Here is a 22,410-nt window from a genome sequence, read left to right on the forward strand (position 1 = left end):
ACGTGGCGATCCGCGTCGCTGTCAGAGGGTGCGGTTAGGCTCGGTTCCAGGAGACGTCTGCAAGGAGGACGACCATGGCCCGAATCGGTGAGAGCGCCGATCTGTTCAAGTGCTCCTTCTGCGGCAAGAGCCAGAAGCAGGTGCAGCAACTCATCGCCGGTCCCGGCGTCTACATCTGCGACGAATGCGTCGAGCTCTGCAACGAGATCATCGCCGAGCGCATGGCGGAGTCCACGGCGACGGAGGGCGAGGAGTTCGAGCTTCCCACCCCGCGGGAGATCTTCTCGTTCCTGGAGGAGTACGTGGTCGGCCAGGAGCCCGCCAAGCGTTCCCTCGCGGTCGCGGTGTACAACCATTACAAGCGCGTCCGCGCCCGTAGCGCCCTTCAGCCGGCCGAGCAGAAGGCCGAGGAGGTCGAGATCGCCAAGAGCAACATCCTGCTCCTCGGCCCGACCGGCTGCGGCAAGACCTACCTGGCGCAGACTCTGGCGAAGCGCCTCAACGTGCCGTTCGCGGTGGCCGATGCCACCGCGCTCACCGAGGCCGGCTATGTGGGCGAGGATGTCGAGAACATCCTGCTCAAACTCATCCAGGCTGCCGACTACGACGTGAAGCGCGCCGAGACCGGCATCATCTACATCGACGAGGTCGACAAGATCGCGCGGAAGGCCGAGAACCCCTCGATCACCCGGGATGTCTCCGGCGAGGGCGTGCAGCAGGCGCTGCTGAAGATCCTCGAGGGCACGGTCGCCTCCGTACCGCCCCAGGGGGGACGGAAGCATCCGCACCAGGAGTTCCTGCAGATCGACACGACGAATGTGCTGTTCATCGTCGCGGGAGCCTTCGCCGGACTGGAAGAGATCATCTCGGCCCGCGTCGGCAAGCACGGCGTCGGCTTCGGAGCACCGCTTCACGACAAGAACAAGGACCTCGATCTCTTCGCTGAGGTCTTGCCGGAGGACCTGCACAAGTTCGGCCTCATCCCGGAGTTCATCGGGCGGCTGCCGGTCGTGGCCTCGGTGTCGCCGCTCGACCAGGACGCCCTCGTCGACATCCTCACCGGGCCCCGGAACGCGCTCGTGAAGCAGTATCAGCGGATGTTCGAGATCGACGGCGTCGAACTCGATTTCGAGGAGGACGCGCTGCGCGCGATCGCCGATCTCGCGGTGGCGCGCAAGACCGGTGCCCGCGGGCTGCGGGCGATCCTCGAAGACGTGCTCGGTCCGATCATGTTCGAGATCCCGTCGACGCCGGATGTCACCGGCGTGGTCGTCACGCGCGCGGCCGTCGAGGAGGGCGCCCCGCCCACGGTCGTGCTCGCTCGGAAACGACGCAGCGCCTAGGGGAACCCCGCTCGGCGTCCCGCGCCGGTCGACTCGTTCACCGCGGGCGCCGAACGGTGCCGCCGTTCGCATGCGCGAGGATGTCGGAGGCTCGGCGTAGCCTGCGACACATGACGCGTTTCCTGTTCGACACCGCCTCATCCCTCGACGGCCGGATCGCCGATGAGCACCATTCGCTGGACTGGCTGTTCGCCGTGGAGGGCGGTGCCGAGCCCGACCCGTCGCTTCTGCCGCAGAACGCGGGAGTGATGGTCGAAGGATCGACCACCTATGAGTGGATGCTGCGGGAGACCGGTGCGCTGGCGCATCCAGATCGCTGGGCCGAGATCTCCGCTGATCGCCCCACCTTCGTCTTCACGACGCGCGACCTGCCGGTTCCGGCCGGAGCGGATGTGCGATTCGTCCGTGGAGCGGTGGCGGATGCACTTCCGGACATCCGCGCGGCCGCGGCGGGCCGTGACGTCTGGATCGTCGGGGGCGGCGAGCTCGTCGGGCAGTTTGCCGATGCCGGAGCTCTCGACGAGGTCGCCATTTCGCTCGCCCCGGTTGTGCTGGCCGCGGGGGTGCCGCTTCTTCCGCGACGGATCGGCGCCGATCGGCTGCGGCTCGTGTCAGCCCGTGCTGTCGGCCAGTTCGCACGAGTGGTCTACGCGGTATCGACAAAGAGCGGACCTGCGCCGGGCGCGGCCGCTGATGTCGCCGCGTAGCTCCGTCGCGGCCGTGCGCGCGGGCCGCGTCCGGCGGCCAGGGTGATCCGCGTTCGGGGGAATCAGGTGTCGAGGCCTCTGCGCGCGAGCAACGGGGCGATCTCCGCGTCGCGTCCCCGGAAGTCACGGTAAGCCTCGAGCGGGTCCTGGGATCCGCCGACGCCGAGGAGACGGCGGCGGAAGCGTTCCCCGTTCGCACGGGTGAGGCCGCCGTTCTCGCGGAACCATTCCACGGTGTCGGCGTCGAGCACTTCGCTCCAGATATAGGCGTAGTATGCCGCACCGTACCCGCTGGAGAAGATGTGCGCGAAGTAGGCCGTCGAATAGCGCGTCGGCACGGCCGGGTTGTCGAGCCCGACCTCGGCCAGCGCCGCCTCCTCGAAGGCGTCGACGTCGATCTCCTCCGCTGCCTCCGTGGCCGAGAGCGAGTGCCAGGCCTGGTCCAGCCAGGACGCGGCGAGATACTCGCTCGTCGCGAAGCCCTGGTCGAACGTCTCCGACGCCCGCAGCCGATCGACGACATCCGCCGGAAGCGGGGCATCGGTGTCGACGTGGCGTGCGTAGGCGGTCAGGATCTCCGGCCAGAGGATCCACATCTCGTTGACCTGGCTGGGGAACTCGACGAAGTCGCGGAACACCGCGGTTCCTGCGAAATGCGGATACGTCACTTCCGCGAAGAGCCCGTGCAGCGCGTGCCCGAACTCGTGGAAGAGCGTGGTCACCTCATCGAGCGTCAGAAGCGTCGGGGTCCCGGGAGCCGGCCGAGACACGTTCAGGTTGTTGACGACGACCGGTTGCGTGCGCCTCAGCCGCGACTGCGAGACGATCGCGTTCATCCATGCTCCGCCGCGCTTGCTGTCCCGCGTGTAGAGGTCCAGAAGATAGAGGCCGAGAGGATCACCGTTCTCCTCGAACACCTCGAAGACCCGGACATCGGGGTGGTAGCCGGGCAGCTCAGGGCGTTCGACGAAGGTGATGCCGTACAGTTCCGTGGCAGCACGGAACACGCCGTCCTGCAACACCCGCTCGGCCTCGAACCACGGACGCAGTGCTGCGCGGTCGATGGCGTACTCGGCGGCGCGTACGCGTTCGGTATAGAACGCCCAGTCGTGCGCCTCAAGGGGGAAGGGCTCTGCCTCGGCGTCGATCACCGCCTGCAGAGCGGCCTGCTCTCGTCGGGCATTGGCTGCCGCCGGTGCAGCAAGGCGGCGCAGCAGGTCGTGCACGGCAGCCGGGGAACCGGCTGTCTCGTCGCTGGTGATGTATGCCGCGTGCGTGGGGTGTCCGAGGAGTTCGGCACGCTCAGCGCGCAGCCGGACGATCTCCCGCAGCACCGCGCGGGTATCGTGCTCACCGCCGCGCGAGCCCCGTGCGCGGGAGGCCGCCAGCAACCGCCGCCGGCTCTCACGCCGCGTGAGCGCGGACAGATACGGGTGGCCCGTGAACAGCGTGAGCGTGACAAGGTAGCGTCCGTCCAACCCCCGCTCGGCGGCGCTTCGCGCGGCGGCGGAGAGCTCACCAGCGGTGAGGCCGTCCAGCTCAGCGGGGTCGTCGAAGACCACGGCGAGCTCATTGGTGTCCGCCAGGAGCTTCTGCTCGAAGAGCGTGATCAATCGGGAGAGGCGCTGGTTGAGCCGGGTGAGGCGCTGCTTCGCGGCATCGTCGAGGCCGGCCCCCGCGTGCGTCGCCTCGCGATGCCGACGTTCGAGCAGATACCGGCTCTCCGCGTCGAGATCGAGCTCGTCGATCCGGGCGTGCAGGGCGTCGAGCCGGCCGTACAGTGCCGGATCGAAGAGGACGGCGTCCCGGTGGGCGGACAACTGCGGCGCGAGGGCCTCCTCGACCTCCTGGATCGGCGGGGTCGCGTCGGCGTAGGACACCGTCGCGAAGGTGTTCGACACACGCTCGAGCAGCTCACCCGCCCTCTCCAGGGCAAGGACGGTGTTCTCGAACGTCGGGTCCTCGGGGTTGTTCGCGATCGCCGCGACCTCCGCGCGGTGTGCGGCGAAGGCTTCCTCGAACGCGGGCAGGTAGTGCTCCGGCCGGATGAGGCGGTAATCGGGAAGACCGTACGGGAGCGTGCTGGGGGAGAGCAGGGGGGTGACCGCGGGATCCGTCATGCGACCCAGCCTAGGCGGCCCGCGAGAGCCGGCGCGTGGTCCACCGCGATCCGCAGCGCAGCGGGTCCCGATGGGGTCAGAGCGGGGTATCGCGGTTCGCGGCGCGGCGGACCTCGGTCTCGCGCACGACCTTCAGAGCCGGATAGATCGACAGGAAGATCGCCATCGGGGCCCGAACGGCGACCCCGGTGATGTCGTGGGCGCGGTAGGTGCGCTCGAAGCGCATCACATAGTCGAAGTACTCGCGCGGGGAGTCGTCCAGGCGCCGGGCAGACATACCGGCGACCATCTGGGACGAATAGGAGATCAGGCGGCCGGCGCGGTGCAGGTGGATCGAGATGTCGATGTCCTCGTGCATCTCATCCGCGTCGTCGCGGCACACGCACGTGCGCAGGTCGCGCCAGGCCGAGGTGCGCAGGGCCATGTTGCTGCCGAAGAGCAGGCGGAACTCGTGGGTGATGCGGATCACCGCGCGGCGCAGCGCGTCATCCGCTTTCTGCCCGAACCTCCGCCACGGCATGTCGTGGTAGAGCACCGGCCCTGTGGCGGCGTCGACCGCCGGGTCGGTGAAGACCTCCTGGACAGCGGCGACCCAGCCGGGCTCGAGGAGAGTGTCTGCATCGATCCTGCCCACGACCTCTCCGGTCGCGCTGTCGAGCCCGAGGTTGCGGGTGGGGATCAGTCCCTGCTCGGCGTCCTGCCGCAGCAAAATGATCGGGGCGCCAGGGTGCGCCACCTGAACCGAGCGCACCTCGTCGCGGGTCGCATCGGTCGACCGGTTGTCGACGACGATGATCTCGTGCGCCGGGACCGTCTGGGCGAGTGCCGCGCGCAGACAGCGAGCGATCATCGTCTCCTCGTTGTAGGCCGGGATGACGATCGAAACGCTGGGCGCCTCTGTCATGCGTCGTCTTCGAAGGGCCGGGCGAAGACGCTTCCGTCAGCGTCGACGCCGACCTCCCAGCCGACGTCGAGCTCGGCGATCGGCCGCCCCTCCAGCCAGGTAAGGGTCCAGGCGGAGCCGGCGGCGTCGAGCGCCGCCTCCCGCTCCGCGATCGCAGGACGCAGCACCGCCGGGACAGACCGGGGCGGTTCAGCCCCGGCGGCCCAGCGGGTGCCCAGTTGCATCAGGCGTCCTCGGCCGGAGCCAGGACGATCTCGGTGACGGTGAGCTCGTCGCCCTCGGTGAGCACGAGCTCGGCGATCCGGCCGACCGCGCGCAGGTCGTCTGCGGCAGCCTCGAGAGCCGCGCGCTGCGCGGCGGGGGCCGCGATCACAGCGCGGGCGACCGGGGTCTTCTGCGAGGCCTTCGCCTCGGTCTTCGCGCGGCGGATGCCGATCAGAGCGGCGCTGGCGGTCGCGAGCACCTCAGGGTCGCCCGCGGAGCCACGCGGCACCGGCCAGGCAGCGGTGTGCACAGAACCATCCTCGAACCAGGACCAGGCCTCTTCTGCGGCGAAGGCGAGAACCGGCGCCAGCAGTCGCAGCAGCGCGGACAGCGCGGTGCGCAGCGCCAGCGCCGCCGAGGCCTGCCCTGCATCGCTTCGGTCGTAGGCGCGCTCCTTGACGAGCTCGAGGTAGTCGTCGCAGAAGGTCCAGAAGAAGGCCTCGGTGATCTCCAGGGCCTTGGCGTGCTCGTACGTTTCGAAGGCCGCGGTCGCGGCCGTCACGACCCCGTCCAGGGTCGCCAGCATGCTCGCGTCAAGCGCATGCGTGATCTCGGCGTCTTCGGGAACGGGGAAGGACAGCACGAACTTCGCGGCGTTGAGCACCTTGATCGCCAGGCGCCGGCCGATCTTCACCTGCGTGGGATTCTGCGGGTCGAATGCGGCATCGGCGCCGAGCCGGCTCGATGCGGCCCAGTAACGCACCGCGTCGGTTCCGTGCTTGTCGAGGATGTCCGCCGGGGTGACGACGTTGCCCTTCGACTTCGACATCTTCTTGCGGTCAGGGTCGACGATGAACCCGGAGATCGCGGCATCCCGCCACGGGGAGCGGTCGTCTTCGAGAACCGAGCGCAGCATCGTGGAGAACAGCCACGTCCGGATGATGTCCTGACCCTGCGGGCGCAGGTCGAATGGTGCCACCAGCGCCCACAGCTCCTCATCGCGCTGCCAGCCACCGGCCAGCTGCGGCGTGAGCGAGGAGGTCGCCCAGGTGTCGAGGATGTCGCTCTCCGCCTCGAAGCCGCCCGGGATCCCGCGCTGTTCAGCGATGTAACCGGCGGGCACGTCGCTGGTCGGGTCGACCGGCAGCTGCGCGGCCTCCGGCACGATCACGCGGTCGTAGTCGCGCTCGCCGTTCTCGTCGAGCGCGTACCAGACCGGGATCGGAACACCGAAGAATCGCTGGCGCGACACGAGCCAGTCGCCGGTGAGTCCGCCGACCCAGTTCTCGTAGCGCACCCGCATGAACTCGGGGTGCCAGTTGAGCTCCGCGCCCTTCGCGATCAGCGCGGCACGCAGGTCGGTGTCGCGCGCGCCGTTGCGGATGTACCACTGGCGGGTCGAGACGATCTCGAGCGGCCGGTCGCCCTTCTCGAAGAACTTCACCGCGTGCTGGAAGGGCGGGGACACCGACACCAGCGCGCCGGACTCCTCCAGCAGCTCGACGACGCGCTTGCGGGCGCTGAACACGGTCTTCCCGGCGATCTCGTCATAAGCGGCCCGGCCGCCGTCGGAGACGATCGCATCGGGAGCATCGGCGATCACGCGACCGTCCTGGCCGAGGATCGTGCGGTTGGGGAGATCGAGCTCACGCCACCACACGATGTCGGTCACGTCGCCGAAGGTGCAGATCATCGCGATGCCGGAGCCCTTGTCCGGCTGGGCGAGATGATGGGCGAGCACGGGCACCTCGACGTCGAACAGCGGGGTGCGCACCGTGGTGCCGAAGGACGCCTGATAGCGCTCGTCGTCGGGGTGGGCGACGAGCGCGACGCACGCCGCGAGCAGCTCGGGCCGGGTGGTCTCGATCTGAATGTCGCCGGTGCCGTCAGTGCGGGGGAACGCGAGACGGTGGAACGACGCCTGCTGGTCACGATCCTCGAGCTCCGCCTGCGCGATCGCCGAGCGGAAGTCGACGTCCCACAGCGTCGGCGCGAGCGACTGGTAGGCCTCACCGCGCTCGAGGTTGCGCAGGAAGGCGATCTGGCTCTGCCGGATCGTCTCGTCCGAGATCGTGCGGTAGGTCTGGGTCCAGTCGACGCTGAGCCCGAGCTGTCGGAAGACCTCCTCGAACTTCTTCTCGTCCTCGACGGTGAGGCGCTCGCACAGCTCGATGAAGTTCCGTCGGCTGATCGGCTGCTGGTCTGCGGCGCGGCTCGACTTGTTGTCGCCGCCCTCGAAGGGGGGCGTGAAGTCCGGATCGTACGGCAGCGAGGGATCGCAGCGCACGCCGTAGTAGTTCTGAACCCGGCGCTCTGTGGGAAGGCCGTTGTCGTCCCAGCCCATCGGGTAGAACACGGTGTTGCCGCGCATGCGCTCGAAGCGCGCCTTCAGGTCGGTGTGCGTGAAAGAGAACACATGACCGATGTGCAGCGAACCGGAAGCCGTCGGCGGCGGGGTGTCGATCGAGAAGATCCCCGCGCGGCCGACCTGGGCGGCGCGGGCCCGGTCGAACAGGTAGGTGCCCTGCTCGGCCCAGGCGGCATCCCACTTCGCTTCGAGACCTTCGAGTGCGGGCTTGTCAGGGATCGTCATGGAGGTCTCCTCGCGATGTATGCGGCACCGTGTGAGCGTGCCTGAGTGTGGAATCTCGGCCAGTCTACCCGTGGGTGTCGTTCCCCAACTCAGGAGAAAGGGGCGGCTACGCCCCCGAAACCCCCTTCTCCGGGCATCTGCGTCGATTCGTCCTGAGTTGGCTCTCCTTCGAGCGTGACGTCCGCGCGTTCCCGCGCGCTGCGCGCGTGCCGAGTCACCAGGGTTTTCAGGTCCGGGCCTCCGGCCCGGACCTGAAAACCCTGGTGACTCGGCGGAGTGAGCACAGTGAGGCCCGGGGCGCGAAGGATTCTGGACGCTGTCCAACACCATAGGATGGGGTGTTCCCATCCCCAGTGAGAGGTATCTCCATGGCCGCATCACGCCGGTTCGCCGTCGCCGCCGTCCTCGCCGCCGCGCTTGCGCTGAGCGCCTGTTCCACCCCGGCTGAGGAGAAACCCGTGCAAGACGCCGCTCCGGCGGGCGGCGAGATCGTCTGGGCGATCGAGGGAGCCAACCTCTCGTCCAGCCACATGGATCCCCAGACCAGCCAGCTCGATGTGTCGGCGATGGTCCAGCGCAACGTGCTCGACTCGCTCGTGTTCCAGGAGGCGGACGGCTCGTTCTCGCCCTGGCTCGCGCGCGCCTGGACAGTGTCCGACGACAGCACCGTCTACACGTTCGAGCTGCGGGAGGACGTGACCTTCCACGATGGCGAGCCCTTCGACGCAGCGGCCGTGAAAGCGAACTTCGACCGCATCGTCGACCCCGAGACCGCGTCGGCCCAGGCCGCGAGCATGCTCGGCGGCGAGTTCTACAGCGGCACCGAGGTGATCGACGCGCACACCGTTCAGGTGCGTTTCTCGCAGCCCTATGCGCCGTTCCTCCAGGCCGCCAGCACGGCCCAGCTGGGCTTCTACTCGCCCGCGGTGCTGGCCAGCAGCGCCGATCTGCTTGCGGCCGGCGGCCCCGACATCAACGTCGGCACCGGTCCGTTCGTCCTCACCGAGTACACCCCAGACCGCGAGATCGTCTACAGCCGCAATGACGACTACACCTGGGGTCCGAACGGACAGGGCGCCCCGGCGATCGACACGCTGCGCGTCGAGCTGCTTCCGGAGGCGTCGGTGCGCGCCAGCGTGATCGCCTCGGGAGAGGCCGATGTCGCGTCCCAGCTGCCCCCGAACGTGATCGCCGACCTCCCCGAAAACCTCACCATCGCGTCGGTCGAGTACCCCGGGCTGCCCTACGCGCTGTACCTGAACGAGAAGCACGGTGTCTTCGCCGATCAGAAGGTGCGGGAGGCGTTCTCCCGGGCGATCGACATCGATACCGCCGTGGAGACCATCTTCTACGGGCAGTTCCCGCGGGCGTGGAGCATCCTCGGCTCGACCACCCCCGGCTACGACGCCGCCCTCGAAGGCACCTGGCCGTTCGACCAGGATGCCGCCAACGCGCTCCTCGACGAAGCGGGGTGGACGCAGCGCGACGCCGACGGCATCCGGACCAAGAACGGCGAGCGCCTCACGGCGCGCTGGATCGCGTGGACCCCGGTCCCCGACGACCGTGCGGCCCTGGGCAACGCCATCCAGTCGGACCTGGCCGAGGTGGGGTTCGAGATCCAGCGGGAGATCCTCGAGCCCGGCGCGTACAACGAGCAGTACGGGCCGAAGACCTTCGATCTCACCGACTGGGGCTTCTCCGGCGTCGACCCCGACCTGCTGCGGTCCCACCTGCACACCGACGGCTTCCAGAACGCCTCCCAGGTGAGCGACCCCGACCTCGACACTCTGCTGGAGAAGGCCGTCGCGCTGAGCGACGTCGGCGATCGTCTCGACGCCTACCGCGAGGTGCAGCAGTGGAATGCCGCGCACAACGCGATCGTGCCGCTCTACAGTCCCTCGCTGATCACCGCGGTCTCCGAGCGCGTCCACGGTCTCACCTACGACCTCTACGGCCGACCGCTCTTCGCCGGCGCATCGGTCGACTGACCGCTGCGCGGAGCAGACCAGGTGCCGGCGCCGTTGATGCGCGCGATCCCCGTGATCGCGCGCATCGCGCTGTCGGTCGTCGTGGTGCTGTGGGGAGCAGCGACCTTGGCGTTCTTCGCGTTGCGGATCATCCCCGGCGACCCGGTGAGCGTGATGCTCGGCCCGCATGCCCGCGTGAGCGAAGCGGTCAAGGACGGGATCCGAGCGGACCTGGGGCTCGACCAGCCGCTGGGAGTGCAGTATCTGACGTACCTCGGCCAGCTGCTGCAGGGGGATCTGGGCACGTCCTACCAGCTGCGGATGCCGGTGGCCGACGTGGTCGGAAGACAGCTGGGCGCCACGCTGCAGCTGTCCGCTCTCGCACTGCTGCTGGCGGTCGTGCTGGCTCTGGCCGCCGCGCTGCTGGCGCGGGGACGGGTGTCGCGCGGCGTCGTCGCCGCGGTCGAGCTCGTGATCCTCTCATCGCCGGTGTTCTGGGTCGGTCTGGTGCTGCTGAGCGTCTTCGCCTTCGGCCTCGGATGGTTCCCGGTGGCCGGTTCGCGCAACCCCGCCACGATCGTCCTGCCCGCCGTCACCCTCGCCCTCCCGGTGGCGGCCCTCCTCGGCCAGGTGCTGCGCGACGGCATCGAGGCGGCGGAGCGAATGCCCTTCGCCCTCACCGTCCGGGCGCGGGGGGCGGGGCCCCGGCGTCTTCTCCTGCACCACACGCTGCGCCACGGCGCGGGGCCCGCGATGACGTTGGCGGCATACCTGGTGGGCTCCCTTCTCGGCGGGGCGGTCCTGGTGGAGACCGTGTTCGCGCGCCCCGGGATCGGCCGCGTGACGCTCTCGGCGATCACCGATCGTGATCTCCCCGTGGTGTCCGGCGTGATCCTGCTCAGTGCGCTGGTCTTCGTCGTCGTCAACACGCTCGTCGAGCTCGTTCTGCCGCTGCTCGATCCGCGGCTGGCCGACCGGGCGGCGCCCCGCGCCGCGCGCGAGGTCGCAGAATGAGCGCGCTCCGTCGCGTCCTGCTGGGGGCGGCCCTGGTCATCCTCGCCGTCGTGGCGGTAGCGGCGCTTGCTCCGGGACTGCTCGCCGCCGGGGACCCGTTGCGCACCGACCTCACCCAGACCCTGGCTCCGCCGAGTGCGACGCACCCCTTCGGGACGGACCAGAGCGGCCGGGACGTCTATACCCGCGTCGTGCACGGGGCCGGCCGTTCGATCGGCATCGGGGTGCTCGCCACTCTGCTCGCTGTCTCCGCCGGGCTCGTGATCGGATCCCTCGCGGGAGCAGCGCCCCGGGCCATCGATGCGGCCGCGCTGCGGTTGACCGACATCCTGCTGGCGTTCCCGGAGTTCCTCGTCGCGCTCGTCGTGGTCGCGATCCTCGGACCCGGACCGACGAACATCGCGATCGGCGTGACCCTCGCCGCAGTGCCGGTGTACATCCGCCTTGCGAGAACCCAGACGCGCGGTCTGCGACGCGCGGAGCACGTCGAGGCCGCGCGCATCCTGGGCGTGTCCGCACCCCGCGCGTTCCTCCGGCACGTGGTGCCCGGGGTGCTCGGCTCGCTGAGCGTGCTCGCCACGATCGGCATCGGTTCGGCGATCCTCGCCGCATCGGGGCTCGGCTTCCTCGGGCTCGGGGTGAGCGAGCCGACGCCGGAATGGGGCGTCATGCTCGCCGGGGGGCGCAACGTCCTCGCCAACGCCTGGTGGATCTCGGTCTTCCCTGGCGCGGCCATCACGCTCACGGTCATCTCCGCGACGATCGCCGGGCGCCAGCTGCGGGCACACCTGGAGGGACGCACCTCATGAGCGCGATCGACGTCGCCGGGCTCCGGGTGCTGATCGACGGCACGCCGGTCGTCGACGGCGTGAGCCTGCGTGTCGAACCGGGCGAGTGCCTGGCGATCGTGGGGGAGTCCGGGGCAGGGAAGTCGCTGACCGCCCGTGCCCTGCTCGGGCTCGCTCCCGAGGGGGCGCGCGTCGTCGCTGAGACGCTGATCATCGATGGCGCCGATGCCCGGGGCCTCTCCGAACGGGGCTGGCGCGCCCTGCGCGGTGACCGCATCGCCCTCGTCTCGCAGGACGCCCTGGTCTCCCTCGATCCGCTGCGCCGGATCGGGGCGGAGGTGGCGGAGCCCCTCATCATCCACGATCGGCTGCCACGCGCCCAGCGACGCGCGCGGGTGGCGGAGCTGCTGACACGGGTGGCGATGCCGGAGCCGGAGCGGCGAGCCCGCCAGCGTCCGCACGAGCTCTCGGGCGGGCTGCGTCAGCGCGCGCTCATCGCCGCTGCCCTGGCGGGCGGCCCGGCGGTCTTGGTGGCAGACGAGCCGACCACGGCGCTCGACGCGACCGTGCAGGCGCACATCCTCCGCCTGCTGCGCGAGATCGTGGACGCCGGGACCGCGGTCGTCTTGATCAGCCACGACCTCGGGGCAGTCCGGCGCGTCGCGGACCGGGTGCTGGTGATGCGCGACGGCCGCGTGGTCGAGCAGGGGCCGACCGAGCAGATCCTCGCCTCGCCCGTGGATGCCGGCACCGCGGCGCTGGTGGGGGCGGCTCGGCCGCGGCGTCGTGTCGCGCCGCTCGCGTCCGTCCCGTTGGCATCGCCGGTGGCGGAGGCAGCGTCTGCCCCGGGGGAGCAGCCCGCCGCCGATGTGCTGATCCGCGCTGAGCGCGTGTCGAAGGGCTTCGACCGCCCGGCTGTGCAGGACGCCTCGTTCCTGGTGCGTCGGGGCCGCACCCTCGGCATCGTCGGCGAATCGGGCTCGGGGAAGACCACGCTGGCGCGCCTGATCGTCGGTGTGGAGCGTCCGGACTCCGGCCGTCTGGAGATCGACGTGCCGCCGCAGCGGGTCCAGCTGGTGCACCAGAACCCGCTCGGCGCGCTGGATCCGCGGTGGACCATCGACCGGTCGCTGCGGGAGGCGCTGGAGGCCGGCGGGGTGCCGCGCGCGGCACGGGCGGGTCGCGTCGCCGCACTGCTCCGTGAGGTCGAGCTCGATCCTGCGCTCGCCGCCCGACGACCCGCGCAGCTCTCCGGCGGGCAGCGTCAGCGCGTGGCGATCGCGCGCGCCCTCGCCGCCGATCCGGCGGTGCTCGTGCTCGACGAGCCGGTCTCCGCTCTCGACCCCACCGTGCGCGAGCGCATCCTCGACCTCCTGGCGCGCGTGCGCGGTGAGCGAGCGCTCACCCTTCTCCTGATCTCGCATGACCTCGGGGTGATCGCAGCGGTCGCCGACGATGTGATCGTCATGAAGGATGCGCGGATCGTCGAGCACGGGTCGGTGGCGGCGGTGTTCGACGATCCACAGGATCCGTTCACCCGGGAACTGCTGGCGGCCTCGGCGCTGTGACCTCCGGCCGGGCGCTCCGTCAGCGCCTGAGGCGTCCGACCTCCGCCGGCCGCGGTCGACGCCGCGGGCGTACGCCCGGCCGGCCGAAACCCAACTCAGGCAGATCCGCAGCCGGAGCCGCCGGAACGGACGTTTCCGGGGTCCGGGGCGGATTCTGCCTGAGTTGGGTTTCGGCGGTCGGGCGGGCGACTCAGGGGGGAACGGTCAGAACGCGGCCTCGATCGCCGGGTTCCCCGCGATGAGGTCGCGCACGCCGTCGCTGGTGAAGGCGGCGATGAGAGCCTTCGTCGAATCCGCGTCCGCCTCGGCCCCCGGCACGACCAGCTGCAGAGCGAACCGGTCGTCCAACTCAGTGATCAGTCCGTCGTCTGCGGGGGTCAGGCCGAGAGCGGCGATGTGCGACGGCCACTGGAAGACAAGATCGGCCTCGTCGTAGGCCGTGTTGAGCTGCATGATCGACACCTGCTGGAACGTCAGCGACTTCGGGTTGTCGACGATGTCGTCGACGGTCGCCGCATAGGGGTCGACCGCCGGGTCGAGGCCGATGATCCCCTCCGCATCGAGCAGCTTGAGCGCCCGGCCGGTGTTCGACGCGTCGTCGGGGATCGCCACGGTCGCCCCGGTGGGGAGGTCGGCGATGTCGTCGAGGGACCGGGAGTAGAACGCGATGACGAAGTTGTAGATCGGCTGCACCGCGGTGAGGTCAGCACCGTTCTTGGCGTTGAACTCCGTCATGAACGGCTCATGCTGGGCGAAGTTGGCGTCGACGTCGCCATCGGCCAGCATGCGGTTCACGGTGACGTAGTCGGCGACCTCGACCAGCTCGATCGCATAGGCCGGGTCGATCGCCGCGCCGGCGGCCTCGACGATATCGGTCATCGGGGAGGTGACGGCGGCGACGCGCAGCGTCGTGACCTCCGCCGGAGACGCAGCGGGGCTCTCCGCGCCGGGTGTCTCGGCCGGGGTGTTCGCCGCGCAGCCGGTCATCACCAGGGCGGCGGCAAGCAGCGCCCCTGCTGCACCGAGGAAGCGGGAAGAGGGTCGACGTGCGGTCATGGGAATGCTCCTTGCATGGGTGTCGGCCCGTGTCTGGGGGCCTGGTGGACGGGGCAGGTCTGGGTCAGCGGTGATCGAGTCGTTCGGATGCGCGCCGACCGATGGTCTGGATCAGCAGGACGAATCCGAGGATCACCGCGATGGTGATGTACATCAGGCGGTCGTTGTACTCCTGGTAGCCGTAGCGCATCGCGAAGTCGCCGATGCCGCCGCCGCCCACCACGCCGAGCACCGTGGAGTAGGAGATCAGGCTGATGCTCGCCGAGGTCAGGGCGTAGACCAGCCCCGGCGCAGCCTCGGGCAGGAGGAATCGCGTCATCACCTGGGGCAGGGTCGCACCCATCGTCTGCGCGGCGCGCGGAATGCCGGGGTCGATCTCTCGGAGGATCTGCTCGACCAGACGCGCGTAGATCGCGACGGCGACGAAGCACAGCGAGAAGGTCGCCGCGGGCGTGCCGAAGCTCGTGCCGTACACAGCGCGGGTGAGCGGGATCAGGAAGACGACGAAGAGCAGGAACGGGAACGAGCGGATCACATTGATGTACATCTCGCCGATGAACCACACCGCGCGATTCTGTGCGAGCCCGCCCGGACGGGTGAGGGAGACGAGCATGCCCAGAGGGAGACCGATCAGGATCGCGGCGCCGAGGGACACGCCCAGCATGTAGCCCGTCTCGGCCAGGGCCTCGAGAAGGTCGTCCCCGCGGCCGGCGAGCGCCTCATCGAGCCAGCTCACGAGGTGAGCCGCCGCTTCGCCCGCTCGAGGTAGGTGCCCTCTTCCGCAGGCGGGCGGTTGGTGACCGCCAGCACCTCCCGCAGGCGCCCGTGCTCGAAGAGCGCGACACGATCGCAGACCGCGCGTACGACGTCGAGGTCGTGGGTCACGATCACCACGGTCGTGCCGAATCGATCGCGCGCATCGCGCAGCAGATGCAGCACCTCGTCTGTCGTCACGGCGTCGAGCGCGGATGTCGGCTCGTCGCACAGGAGCAGCCGCGGCCGAGTGACGAGCGCACGGGCCAGGCCGACCCGCTGCCGCTGTCCGCCGCTCAGCTGTGCGGGAAAGCGCCCGGCATGTCCGGCGAGCCCCACGAAGCGGAGCATCTCGTCAACGGCAGAGCTGTCGCGGATGCCGGCCAGGCGAAGCGGCACGGCGACGTTGTGCGCCACGGTCCGGTTGCTCAGCAGATGGACCCCCTGGAACACCACCCCGATCTGGCGGCGCACGGCCCGGAGCTCCGTCGGCGTGCATCGCTCGATCGCATGACCGAGCACGTGCACCGCGCCGGCGGTGGGGGTATGCGCTCCGATCACGAGGTCGAGGAGGGTGGATTTGCCCGCTCCGCTCTCGCCGATGATGCCGAAGATCTCTCCCGCGTCGATGCGCAGATCGACGCCATCGAGCGCGGGCGCTGTCCCGGCGGGTCCGTAGCGCTGCGTGGCGCCGATGAGCTCGACGACCGTATCGGAGGCGAGGGACATGCGTACCGGATTCTGCGTGGGATGAGACAGGGATGACGACCAAGGATTCTTGGACCAGATTCAAATATAGTGGCGGGATGTCCGTCCGGTACCGAACCAGCGCTGTCAGCCTCACCGAGACCCGCAGCATGGTGCCCGGCGGCCTCGACGTGCGCGTGTCCAATCCGCTCCGTGACGCGGAGGCGCCGGACACCACCAATCCTGAGCAGCTCCTCGCCTTCGCCTGGGCCACGTGTCTCAACGCGACCGCCGGTGTCCTCACGGCGGCGGAGACGCGCGTGCGGGTGGAGGTCGAGCTGGCTGACGCCGAGCGCCGCGCCGGCTATGAGTTCCACGTCACGGCGGTCCTTTCGGCCCGTGGCCTGCTGGAGGAGGAGGTCGTCGCGCTGGCCACATCCGCGCACGCCCGCTGCCCGGTGTCCCGGCTGCTGCACGGCGCGTCCACCGTGGCGGTGCGCACCGAGTCCTGGCAGGACTGACCGGGCGCTGACGCGCGCATGATGAGGTGTTGCACGACCGGCCAGTCGTCGGCCATCTGCGAATGCGCCCCGACGCGGTGGCCGCCGTCGATCTGGAGAACCAGCCGGTCGCCGATCAGCGCCTCAACGCGGTGTCCGAGGAGCCAGATCGGGATCCGTAGCGGCACGCGCAGCCAGCGCAGGCGCGGCCGGAGGTCGGTCTCGAGACCGGCATCTGCGAACGGGCTCGGGGACGAGAGCGGGGGGAGGGCGTAGAATTGTGCGCACACGCATCGATCCGGCTATCACCGGGGAGCATTCGGAATAACGCGGGAGACCGTCAGTAGAGCCGAACGGGGCAGGCCCGTCACAGCCGCAGTGAGAGTGGTCTGATCCTCGCACGGGGAGCAGGCAGGCGGGGTGGTACCGCGGTCCGAAGCCGGAGATCCGGCGGGGATCGTCCTCGCGGCGCAGCATCCGACCACCCACGAATCACTGCGAGAGACGATGACCTACCCGCGACCTTCCACCTCCGCCGGCGCGCAGACCTCGTTCGGCCCGGCTGCCGACGCCGTCACTCCCAGCCCGCGCTTCCCCGAGATCGAGCGACAGGTGCTCGATTTCTGGAACGCCGACGACACGTTCCGCGCTTCGATCGCCCAGCGCGAGGGCGCGCAGGAGTGGGTGTTCTACGACGGCCCGCCCTTCGCCAACGGTCTGCCGCACTACGGTCACCTCCTGACCGGGTACGCCAAGGATGTCTTCCCGCGCTTCCAGACCATGCTCGGCAAGAAGGTCGACCGGGTCTTCGGCTGGGACACGCACGGTCTGCCCGCGGAGCTCGAGGCGATGAAGCAGCTCGGGATCACCGAGAAGAGCGAGATCGAGGACATGGGCATCGATGTCTTCAACGCGAAAGCGCGTGATTCGGTGCTCGCGTACACCCGCGAGTGGGAGGACTACGTCACGCGGCAGGCGCGCTGGGTCGATTTCGAGCGCGGCTACAAGACCCTCGACCTCGGCTACATGGAGAGCGTCCTGTGGGCCTTCAAGACCCTGTTCGACAAGGGTCTCGCCTATGAGGGCCACCGGGTGCTGCCGTACTGCTGGCGCGACGAGACCCCCCTCTCCGCACATGAGCTGCGGATGGACGACGACGTCTACCAGATGCGCCAGGACCCGTCCGTCACGGTTGCTTTCCCGCTCACCGGCGACAGGGCCGCGTCGCTCGGCATCGCCGGCGTGCACGCCCTCGCCTGGACGACGACGCCGTGGACGCTCCCGACGAACCTCGCGCTCGCCGTCGGGCCGGAGATCGGCTACGTGGTCGTTCCGGTCGGCCCCGCCGGGGCGAAGGAGGGTGCGCAGGGCGCCGAGTTCCTGCTGGCGGCCGATCTTCTGGCCGGGTACGCGAAGGATCTCGGCTACGAGTCCGCCGAGGACGCGGCGGCCGCCGTGCGCGTCACCGTCACGGGCGCTGAGCTGGCCGGCGTGACCTACGAGCCCCTGTTCGGCTACTACACCGATGCCGACACCTGGGAGACGCAGAACGCCTGGCAGATCCTCGTCGACGACTACGTCTCGACCGCGGACGGCACCGGCATCGTCCACCAGGCACCCGCCTACGGCGAGGACGACCAGCGCGTCGCGACCGCGGCCGGCATCCCCACCATCCTCTCCCTCGATGAGGGCGGACGGTTCCTGCCCAGCGTGAGCGACGTCGCGGGGGAGCTGTGGATGGATGCCAACACCCCCCTCGTCCGGTTGGTCAGGCAGGGCGGGCGGCTGCTGCGCCTGCAGAGCTACGAGCACTCCTATCCGCACTGCTGGCGCTGCCGCAACCCCCTCATCTACAAGGCCGTGTCGAGCTGGTTCATCCGGGTCGCAGACCTGAAGGACCGCCTGCTCGCCAATAACGAGCAGATCACCTGGGTGCCCGAGAACGTCAAGCACGGTCAGTTCGGCAAGTGGCTCGAGGGGGCGCGCGACTGGTCGATCAGCCGCAATCGGTACTGGGGATCTCCGATCCCGGTGTGGAAGAGCGACGACCCGGAACACCCGCGGATCGACGTCTACGGCTCGCTCGCGGAGCTCGAGCGCGACTTCGGCGCGCTTCCGCTGGGGCCGGACGGGAACGTCGACCTCCACCGGCCCTCCATCGATCAGCTGACCCGTCCGAATCCCGACGACCCCACCGGGCGGAGCACCATGCGCCGGATCGAGGACGTGTTCGACGTGTGGTTCGACTCCGGCTCGATGCCCTACGCGCAAGTGCACTACCCCTTCGAGAACCAGGAGTGGTTCGACACGCACGCGCCGGCGGACTTCATCGTGGAGTACATCGGTCAGACGCGCGGCTGGTTCTACGTGATGCACGTGCTGTCGACGGCGCTCTTCGACCGTCCCGCGTTCACGGGGGTCAGCTGTCACGGCATCGTGCTCGGCAACGACGGCTACAAGATGTCGAAGTCGCTGCGCAACTACCCGGACGTGGCCGAGGTGTTCGACCGCGACGGCTCCGACGCGATGCGCTGGTTCCTCATGTCGAGCTCCGTGCTGCGCGGCGGCAACCTCTCGGTCACCGAGGAGGGGATCCGGGCCGGCGTGCGGGAGTTCATCCTGCCGCTGTGGAACTCGTGGTACTTCTTCGCCACGTACGCGAATGTCGCCGGCCGTCCCGCGACAGGGGGAGCGGAGCAGCACACCGCCTATGAGGCCGCCTGGCGGACCGACTCGAGCGATGTGCTCGACCGATACATTCTCGCGCGCACCGGCGAGCTGATCCGCGAGGTGCGCGCCGATCTCGAGGGCCTCGACTCGACGACCGCGAGTGCGCGGCTGCGCGAGTTCGCCGAGGTGCTCACCAACTGGTACATCCGACGTTCGCGTGACCGGTTCTGGGCGGGGGTGACCGACGACCCCCGCAGCCGCGAGGCCTTCGACACGCTCTACACGGTGCTCGAGACGCTCTCCCGCGTGGCGGCGCCGCTGGTGCCCCTCGTCTCCGAGCGGGTGTGGCAGGGGCTCACCGGCGGGCGCAGCGTCCACCTGACCGACTGGCCGGACGCGGATGCCTTCCCGGCGGCCGACGACATCCGTGACGCGATGGACGCGGTCCGCGAGCTGTCGAGTGTCGGCAACGCGCTGCGCAAGAAGGAGCGGCTGCGGGTGCGCCTGCCGCTCGCGCGGTTCACCGTGGTGACTCCGGACGCGGCGTCGCTGGCGCCGTTCGAGGAGATCCTGCGCGACGAGCTCAACGTCAAGGTGGTCGAGCTCGTCGGCCAGACCGACGACACCGTGGCAGCCTACGGCATCAGTCACCGGCTGAGCGTCAACGCCCGCGCGGCCGGACCCCGGCTGGGCAAGGACGTGCAGAAGGCGATCCAGGCCGCGAAGGCCGGTGACTGGTCAGAACAGGACGGCGTGGTCGTCGCGGGCGGGCTCGCGCTCGAGCCGCACGAGTACGAGCTCGTGCTCGAGACGGCCGGTCGCCCGGAGGGAGAGGCTCTGGCGGTCGTGCCGACGGGCGGATTCGTCCTGCTCGACACCGTGCTCACGCCCGAGCTGGAGGCGGAGGGCCTGGCACGCGACGCGATCCGCGTCGTGCAGGAGGCGCGTAAGAATGCCGGCCTGGACGTCAGCGACCGCATCGTGCTCGCGCTCAATGTGGCTCCCACGGACGCCGCGGCTCTCCAGGCGCACGCCGAGCTGATCGCCGCGGAGACCCTCGCGGTGGGCTTCGCCGTGCAGGCGACGGATGACGTCGACCGGCTGGTCGACGAGGCGACGAGCCCGGGCGACGGCGTGTTCGTCAGCGGCAGCCGGGCGCTCGGCGCGGACAAGGCGGCCATCGTCGTCACGATCGACGCGACCGGCGTCGGAACGGAGGAGCGCGCATGAACGATGAGGAATACCGGACCGACGCCGCAGACGTGGCGCGCGCCGACGCCGTCTACACGGCGCTTCTGGCCCGCGCCGGCGAACGCTGGGTCCAGCCGCGCAAGGAGCGCGTCGGACGCTTGCTGACGTACCTCGACGACCCGCAGCGCACCTACCGGGTGGTGCACGTGACGGGAACGAACGGCAAGACCTCGACGTCGCGCATCATCGAGAGCCTGCTGCGTGCGCACGACCTGCGCACCGGTCTGTTCACGAGTCCCCACCTGCAGCGCTTCACCGAGCGGATCATGGTCGACGGGGCGCCGATCTCCGACGCCGCCGTCGCCGACGCCTGGGACGAGATCGAGCCCTTCGTCGCGATCGTCGACGCGGAGCTGTCGGCCGCGGGGCAGGAGCCGCTGACGTTCTTCGAGCTGCTGACCGCGCTCGCCTTCGTGGCCTTCGCCGACGCCCCCATCGACGTCCTCGTGCTCGAGGTCGGCATGGGGGGCGCGTGGGACTCCACCAACACCGCGGACGGCGACGTGGCGGTCTTCACCCCGATCGCGCTGGACCACGCCGATCGTCTGGGCGAGACGATCGCGGAGATCGCCGAGGTCAAAGCGGGCATCATCAAGGACGGCGCCGCGGTCGTCTCCGCCCAGCAGGCTCCGGAGGTGGCAGCGGTGCTGCGCCGGGTGGCCGCCGAGAAGGGCGCCACGATCGCATTCGAGGGCGAGGACTTCGCGCTGCAGACCGCTCGTCTCGCCGTCGGAGGGCAGCAGATCACCGTCCGCGGTCTCGCCGGCGGATACGACGACGAGTACCTGCCGTTGTATGGCGGTCACCAGGGCTTCAACGCCGCCCTCGCGATCGCGGCGGTCGAGTCGCTGATCGGCGGGGGCGCCCGTCCCCTCGTCTCGGATGTTCTCGCGGAGGGTCTGCAGGGGGCGACCTCGCCGGGGCGGATGCAGCTGCTGGGTGTCGCCCCGACCGTTCTGGTCGACGCCGCGCACAACCCGCACGGGGCGGCAGCTCTCGCGGCGGGCCTCCGCGAGAGCTTCGACTTCGATGAGTGGGGCCTGGTGGTGGGCGTGCTCGGCGACAAGGACGCCGACGGCATCCTGGCGGCGCTCCTGCCGGAGGTGACCGAGGTGTTCGCCACCCGTCCGGACTCGGACCGTGCGCGCGACGCCGACCTGATCGCCGACATCGTGGAGGCCGACGGACGCCGCGCCAGCGTGCATGACACCCTGCGCGACGCCGCAGACGCCGCCCGTGCCTGGGCCAGCGAGAACACCCGCCGTGCCGTGGTGATCGCCGGATCCGTGGTGCTCGCGGGCGAGGCCATCGCCCTGGCGGCGGAGGAGGACTGGAAAGCGGGTTGGCGCGCATGAGCGGCTCGGAAGCACGCCGCGCCGCGCCGCGCCCGCGACGCCAGCGCAGCCTCGTGGAGAAGCTCGGATCTGTGGTGCTGGGGTTCGAGGCCATCATCGTGGCGCTCGGCGGCCTCACGATCTGGGGCCTCGACGCGCTCCCGGACGCGGTGCCGCGGTGGTGGGCCCTCGTCGGCGGCGGCGTCCTGTTCGTCGCGATGCTCGTGGTGTCCGGCATGCTCGGGCGTCCGGGCGGGGTTGCAGCGGGCTGGGTGCTGCAGGTGATCGTGGCGCTGTCGGGTATCTTCGTCACGGCGATGCTCGCGGTCGCGCTGATCTTCGGCGGCATGTGGGCCTATGCGACCATCTACGGGGAGCGCGTCGACCGGATGCCGCGCCCTGACCCCGACAGCGTCTGACCCAGGCGCACACACGGTCACAACCGAAGGAGACACATGTCCACCGAAGAGACACTCGTCCTGGTCAAGCCGGACGGCGTGGCCCGCGGGCTCACCGGCACGATCCTCGCGCGCATCGAGGCGAAGGGCTATCAGCTCGTCGACATCCGCCTGGTCGAGCCGGACCGTGAGCGCCTGGCCCAGCACTACGCCGAGCACGAGGGCAAGCCGTTCTACGAGCCCCTCCTGGAGTTCATGCTCTCGGGGCCGTCTGTTGCGATCCGCGTCGCCGGCGACCGCGTGATCGAGGGTTTCCGGTCGCTCGCGGGCAGCACGGAGCCGACGACCGCGGCGCCGGGCACGATCCGCGGCGACCTCGGCCGCGACTGGGGCCTGAAGGTGCAGCAGAACCTCGTGCACGGCTCGGACAGCCCGGAGTCGGCCGAGCGCGAGCTGGGCATCTGGTTCGGCTGACCCGCTGACCAGCGTTCCGGACGGGACGGCTCCCCGCGGAGTCGTCCCGTTCTGCTGTTCCCTGGGGGATGGGCCGTGC

At 69.9% G+C, this 22,410-nt stretch carries 19 protein-coding genes; 12 read left to right on the forward strand and 7 right to left on the reverse strand.

Features of this window, described 5'->3' with window-relative positions; translation table 11 throughout:
* Window positions 1-74 precede the first annotated feature (74 nt).
* Window positions 75-1,343 carry an ATP-dependent Clp protease ATP-binding subunit ClpX gene (gene clpX / locus AC3RXY_RS03985; protein WP_491509608.1) on the forward strand — a complete coding sequence of 423 codons (1,269 nt, stop codon included), beginning with the start codon at window positions 75-77 and terminating at the stop codon, window positions 1,341-1,343.
* Between the two features lie 110 nt (window positions 1,344-1,453).
* A complete protein-coding gene (locus AC3RXY_RS03990; protein ID WP_491509609.1) occupies window positions 1,454-2,050 on the forward strand; it encodes a dihydrofolate reductase family protein in 597 nt (198 codons plus the stop codon).
* 62 nt (window positions 2,051-2,112) lie between these two features.
* Here the strand turns inward: AC3RXY_RS03990 and AC3RXY_RS03995 are convergent, their stop codons facing one another.
* The 4 genes from AC3RXY_RS03995 to valS all read right to left on the reverse strand — a co-directional run bounded on the left by AC3RXY_RS03995 (window position 2,113) and on the right by valS (window position 7,871).
* Entirely contained in the window at window positions 2,113-4,170 is a 2,058-nt protein-coding gene (locus AC3RXY_RS03995) for a M3 family metallopeptidase (RefSeq protein WP_491509610.1), read from the reverse strand.
* Window positions 4,171-4,246: 76 nt separating this feature from the next.
* Window positions 4,247-5,074 (reverse strand): glycosyltransferase family 2 protein, encoded by an 828-nt coding sequence (locus AC3RXY_RS04000; protein WP_491509611.1) that lies wholly within the window; start codon window positions 5,072-5,074, stop codon window positions 4,247-4,249.
* On the reverse strand, window positions 5,071-5,298 hold the full coding sequence (locus tag AC3RXY_RS04005; RefSeq protein WP_491509612.1) for a hypothetical protein: 228 nt from the start codon (window positions 5,296-5,298) through the stop codon (window positions 5,071-5,073). Before AC3RXY_RS04005 ends, AC3RXY_RS04000 begins: the two co-directional genes overlap by 4 nt.
* The gene (gene valS, locus AC3RXY_RS04010) at window positions 5,298-7,871 is read right to left on the reverse strand and encodes a valine--tRNA ligase (RefSeq protein WP_491509613.1); all 2,574 of its coding nucleotides are present in this window, start codon (window positions 7,869-7,871) and stop codon (window positions 5,298-5,300) included. The genes AC3RXY_RS04005 and valS overlap by 1 nt, the downstream gene beginning before the upstream one ends.
* A gap of 368 nt (window positions 7,872-8,239) precedes the next feature.
* Here valS and AC3RXY_RS04015 point away from each other — a divergent pair, with 368 nt between their 5' ends.
* Genes AC3RXY_RS04015 through AC3RXY_RS04030 form a run of 4 tightly spaced genes read left to right on the forward strand, consistent with a single transcriptional unit; the run spans window position 8,240 to window position 13,208 of the window.
* On the forward strand, window positions 8,240-9,859 hold the full coding sequence (locus tag AC3RXY_RS04015) for an ABC transporter substrate-binding protein (RefSeq protein WP_491509614.1): 1,620 nt from the start codon (window positions 8,240-8,242) through the stop codon (window positions 9,857-9,859).
* 21 nt (window positions 9,860-9,880) lie between these two features.
* On the forward strand, window positions 9,881-10,852 hold the full coding sequence (locus tag AC3RXY_RS04020) for an ABC transporter permease (RefSeq protein ID WP_491509615.1): 972 nt from the start codon (window positions 9,881-9,883) through the stop codon (window positions 10,850-10,852).
* On the forward strand, window positions 10,849-11,661 hold the full coding sequence (locus tag AC3RXY_RS04025; RefSeq protein WP_491509616.1) for an ABC transporter permease: 813 nt from the start codon (window positions 10,849-10,851) through the stop codon (window positions 11,659-11,661). The genes AC3RXY_RS04020 and AC3RXY_RS04025 overlap by 4 nt, the downstream gene beginning before the upstream one ends.
* Entirely contained in the window at window positions 11,658-13,208 is a 1,551-nt protein-coding gene (locus AC3RXY_RS04030; protein ID WP_491509617.1) for an ATP-binding cassette domain-containing protein, read from the forward strand. Before AC3RXY_RS04025 ends, AC3RXY_RS04030 begins: the two co-directional genes overlap by 4 nt.
* 204 nt (window positions 13,209-13,412) lie before the next feature.
* On the opposite strand, the gene AC3RXY_RS04035 is transcribed toward AC3RXY_RS04030, so the two are convergent.
* The 3 genes from AC3RXY_RS04035 to AC3RXY_RS04045 form a co-directional block, all read right to left on the reverse strand.
* A complete protein-coding gene (locus tag AC3RXY_RS04035; protein ID WP_491509618.1) occupies window positions 13,413-14,264 on the reverse strand; it encodes a MetQ/NlpA family ABC transporter substrate-binding protein in 852 nt (283 codons plus the stop codon).
* Between the two features lie 64 nt (window positions 14,265-14,328).
* Entirely contained in the window at window positions 14,329-15,000 is a 672-nt protein-coding gene (locus tag AC3RXY_RS04040; protein WP_491509619.1) for a methionine ABC transporter permease, read from the reverse strand.
* Complete coding sequence (locus AC3RXY_RS04045; protein WP_491509620.1) at window positions 14,997-15,746, reverse strand: methionine ABC transporter ATP-binding protein; 750 nt, start codon at window positions 15,744-15,746, stop codon at window positions 14,997-14,999. Before AC3RXY_RS04045 ends, AC3RXY_RS04040 begins: the two co-directional genes overlap by 4 nt.
* 77 nt (window positions 15,747-15,823) lie before the next feature.
* On the opposite strand from AC3RXY_RS04045, the gene AC3RXY_RS04050 reads away from it, so the two are divergent.
* From AC3RXY_RS04050 to ndk, 6 genes are all read left to right on the forward strand, one after another.
* Entirely contained in the window at window positions 15,824-16,225 is a 402-nt protein-coding gene (locus tag AC3RXY_RS04050) for an OsmC family protein (protein ID WP_491509621.1), read from the forward strand.
* Window positions 16,226-16,254: 29 nt separating this feature from the next.
* The gene (locus AC3RXY_RS04055) at window positions 16,255-16,386 is read left to right on the forward strand and encodes a hypothetical protein (protein ID WP_491509622.1); all 132 of its coding nucleotides are present in this window, start codon (window positions 16,255-16,257) and stop codon (window positions 16,384-16,386) included.
* A gap of 325 nt (window positions 16,387-16,711) precedes the next feature.
* Entirely contained in the window at window positions 16,712-20,104 is a 3,393-nt protein-coding gene (ileS, locus tag AC3RXY_RS04060; RefSeq protein WP_491509844.1) for an isoleucine--tRNA ligase, read from the forward strand.
* Window positions 20,101-21,480 (forward strand): bifunctional folylpolyglutamate synthase/dihydrofolate synthase, encoded by a 1,380-nt coding sequence (locus AC3RXY_RS04065; protein WP_491509623.1) that lies wholly within the window; start codon window positions 20,101-20,103, stop codon window positions 21,478-21,480. The genes ileS and AC3RXY_RS04065 overlap by 4 nt, the downstream gene beginning before the upstream one ends.
* Window positions 21,477-21,878, forward strand: coding sequence for a DUF4233 domain-containing protein (locus AC3RXY_RS04070; RefSeq protein ID WP_491509624.1), 402 nt, complete (start codon window positions 21,477-21,479; stop codon window positions 21,876-21,878). Before AC3RXY_RS04065 ends, AC3RXY_RS04070 begins: the two co-directional genes overlap by 4 nt.
* Before the next feature lie 36 nt (window positions 21,879-21,914).
* Window positions 21,915-22,331 (forward strand): nucleoside-diphosphate kinase, encoded by a 417-nt coding sequence (gene ndk, locus AC3RXY_RS04075; protein WP_491509625.1) that lies wholly within the window; start codon window positions 21,915-21,917, stop codon window positions 22,329-22,331.
* Window positions 22,332-22,410: the final 79 nt, after the last annotated feature.

Source organism: Microbacterium longlingense, from assembly GCF_058349825.2.

What these genes read in the sequence shown, in the direction of transcription:
- clpX (WP_491509608.1), top strand. Translation starts at nt 75, where the DNA reads ATGGCCCGAATCGGTGAGAGCGCCGATCTGTTCAAGTGCTCCTTCTGC.
- AC3RXY_RS03990 (WP_491509609.1), top strand. Translation starts at nt 1,454, where the DNA reads ATGACGCGTTTCCTGTTCGACACCGCCTCATCCCTCGACGGCCGGATC.
- AC3RXY_RS03995 (WP_491509610.1), bottom strand. Translation starts at nt 4,170, where the DNA reads ATGACGGATCCCGCGGTCACCCCCCTGCTCTCCCCCAGCACGCTCCCG.
- AC3RXY_RS04000 (WP_491509611.1), bottom strand. Translation starts at nt 5,074, where the DNA reads ATGACAGAGGCGCCCAGCGTTTCGATCGTCATCCCGGCCTACAACGAG.
- AC3RXY_RS04005 (WP_491509612.1), bottom strand. Translation starts at nt 5,298, where the DNA reads ATGCAACTGGGCACCCGCTGGGCCGCCGGGGCTGAACCGCCCCGGTCT.
- valS (WP_491509613.1), bottom strand. Translation starts at nt 7,871, where the DNA reads ATGACGATCCCTGACAAGCCCGCACTCGAAGGTCTCGAAGCGAAGTGG.
- AC3RXY_RS04015 (WP_491509614.1), top strand. Translation starts at nt 8,240, where the DNA reads ATGGCCGCATCACGCCGGTTCGCCGTCGCCGCCGTCCTCGCCGCCGCG.
- AC3RXY_RS04025 (WP_491509616.1), top strand. Translation starts at nt 10,849, where the DNA reads ATGAGCGCGCTCCGTCGCGTCCTGCTGGGGGCGGCCCTGGTCATCCTC.
- AC3RXY_RS04030 (WP_491509617.1), top strand. Translation starts at nt 11,658, where the DNA reads ATGAGCGCGATCGACGTCGCCGGGCTCCGGGTGCTGATCGACGGCACG.
- AC3RXY_RS04035 (WP_491509618.1), bottom strand. Translation starts at nt 14,264, where the DNA reads ATGACCGCACGTCGACCCTCTTCCCGCTTCCTCGGTGCAGCAGGGGCG.
- AC3RXY_RS04045 (WP_491509620.1), bottom strand. Translation starts at nt 15,746, where the DNA reads ATGTCCCTCGCCTCCGATACGGTCGTCGAGCTCATCGGCGCCACGCAG.
- AC3RXY_RS04050 (WP_491509621.1), top strand. Translation starts at nt 15,824, where the DNA reads ATGTCCGTCCGGTACCGAACCAGCGCTGTCAGCCTCACCGAGACCCGC.
- ileS (WP_491509844.1), top strand. Translation starts at nt 16,712, where the DNA reads ATGACCTACCCGCGACCTTCCACCTCCGCCGGCGCGCAGACCTCGTTC.
- AC3RXY_RS04065 (WP_491509623.1), top strand. Translation starts at nt 20,101, where the DNA reads ATGAACGATGAGGAATACCGGACCGACGCCGCAGACGTGGCGCGCGCC.
- AC3RXY_RS04070 (WP_491509624.1), top strand. Translation starts at nt 21,477, where the DNA reads ATGAGCGGCTCGGAAGCACGCCGCGCCGCGCCGCGCCCGCGACGCCAG.
- ndk (WP_491509625.1), top strand. Translation starts at nt 21,915, where the DNA reads ATGTCCACCGAAGAGACACTCGTCCTGGTCAAGCCGGACGGCGTGGCC.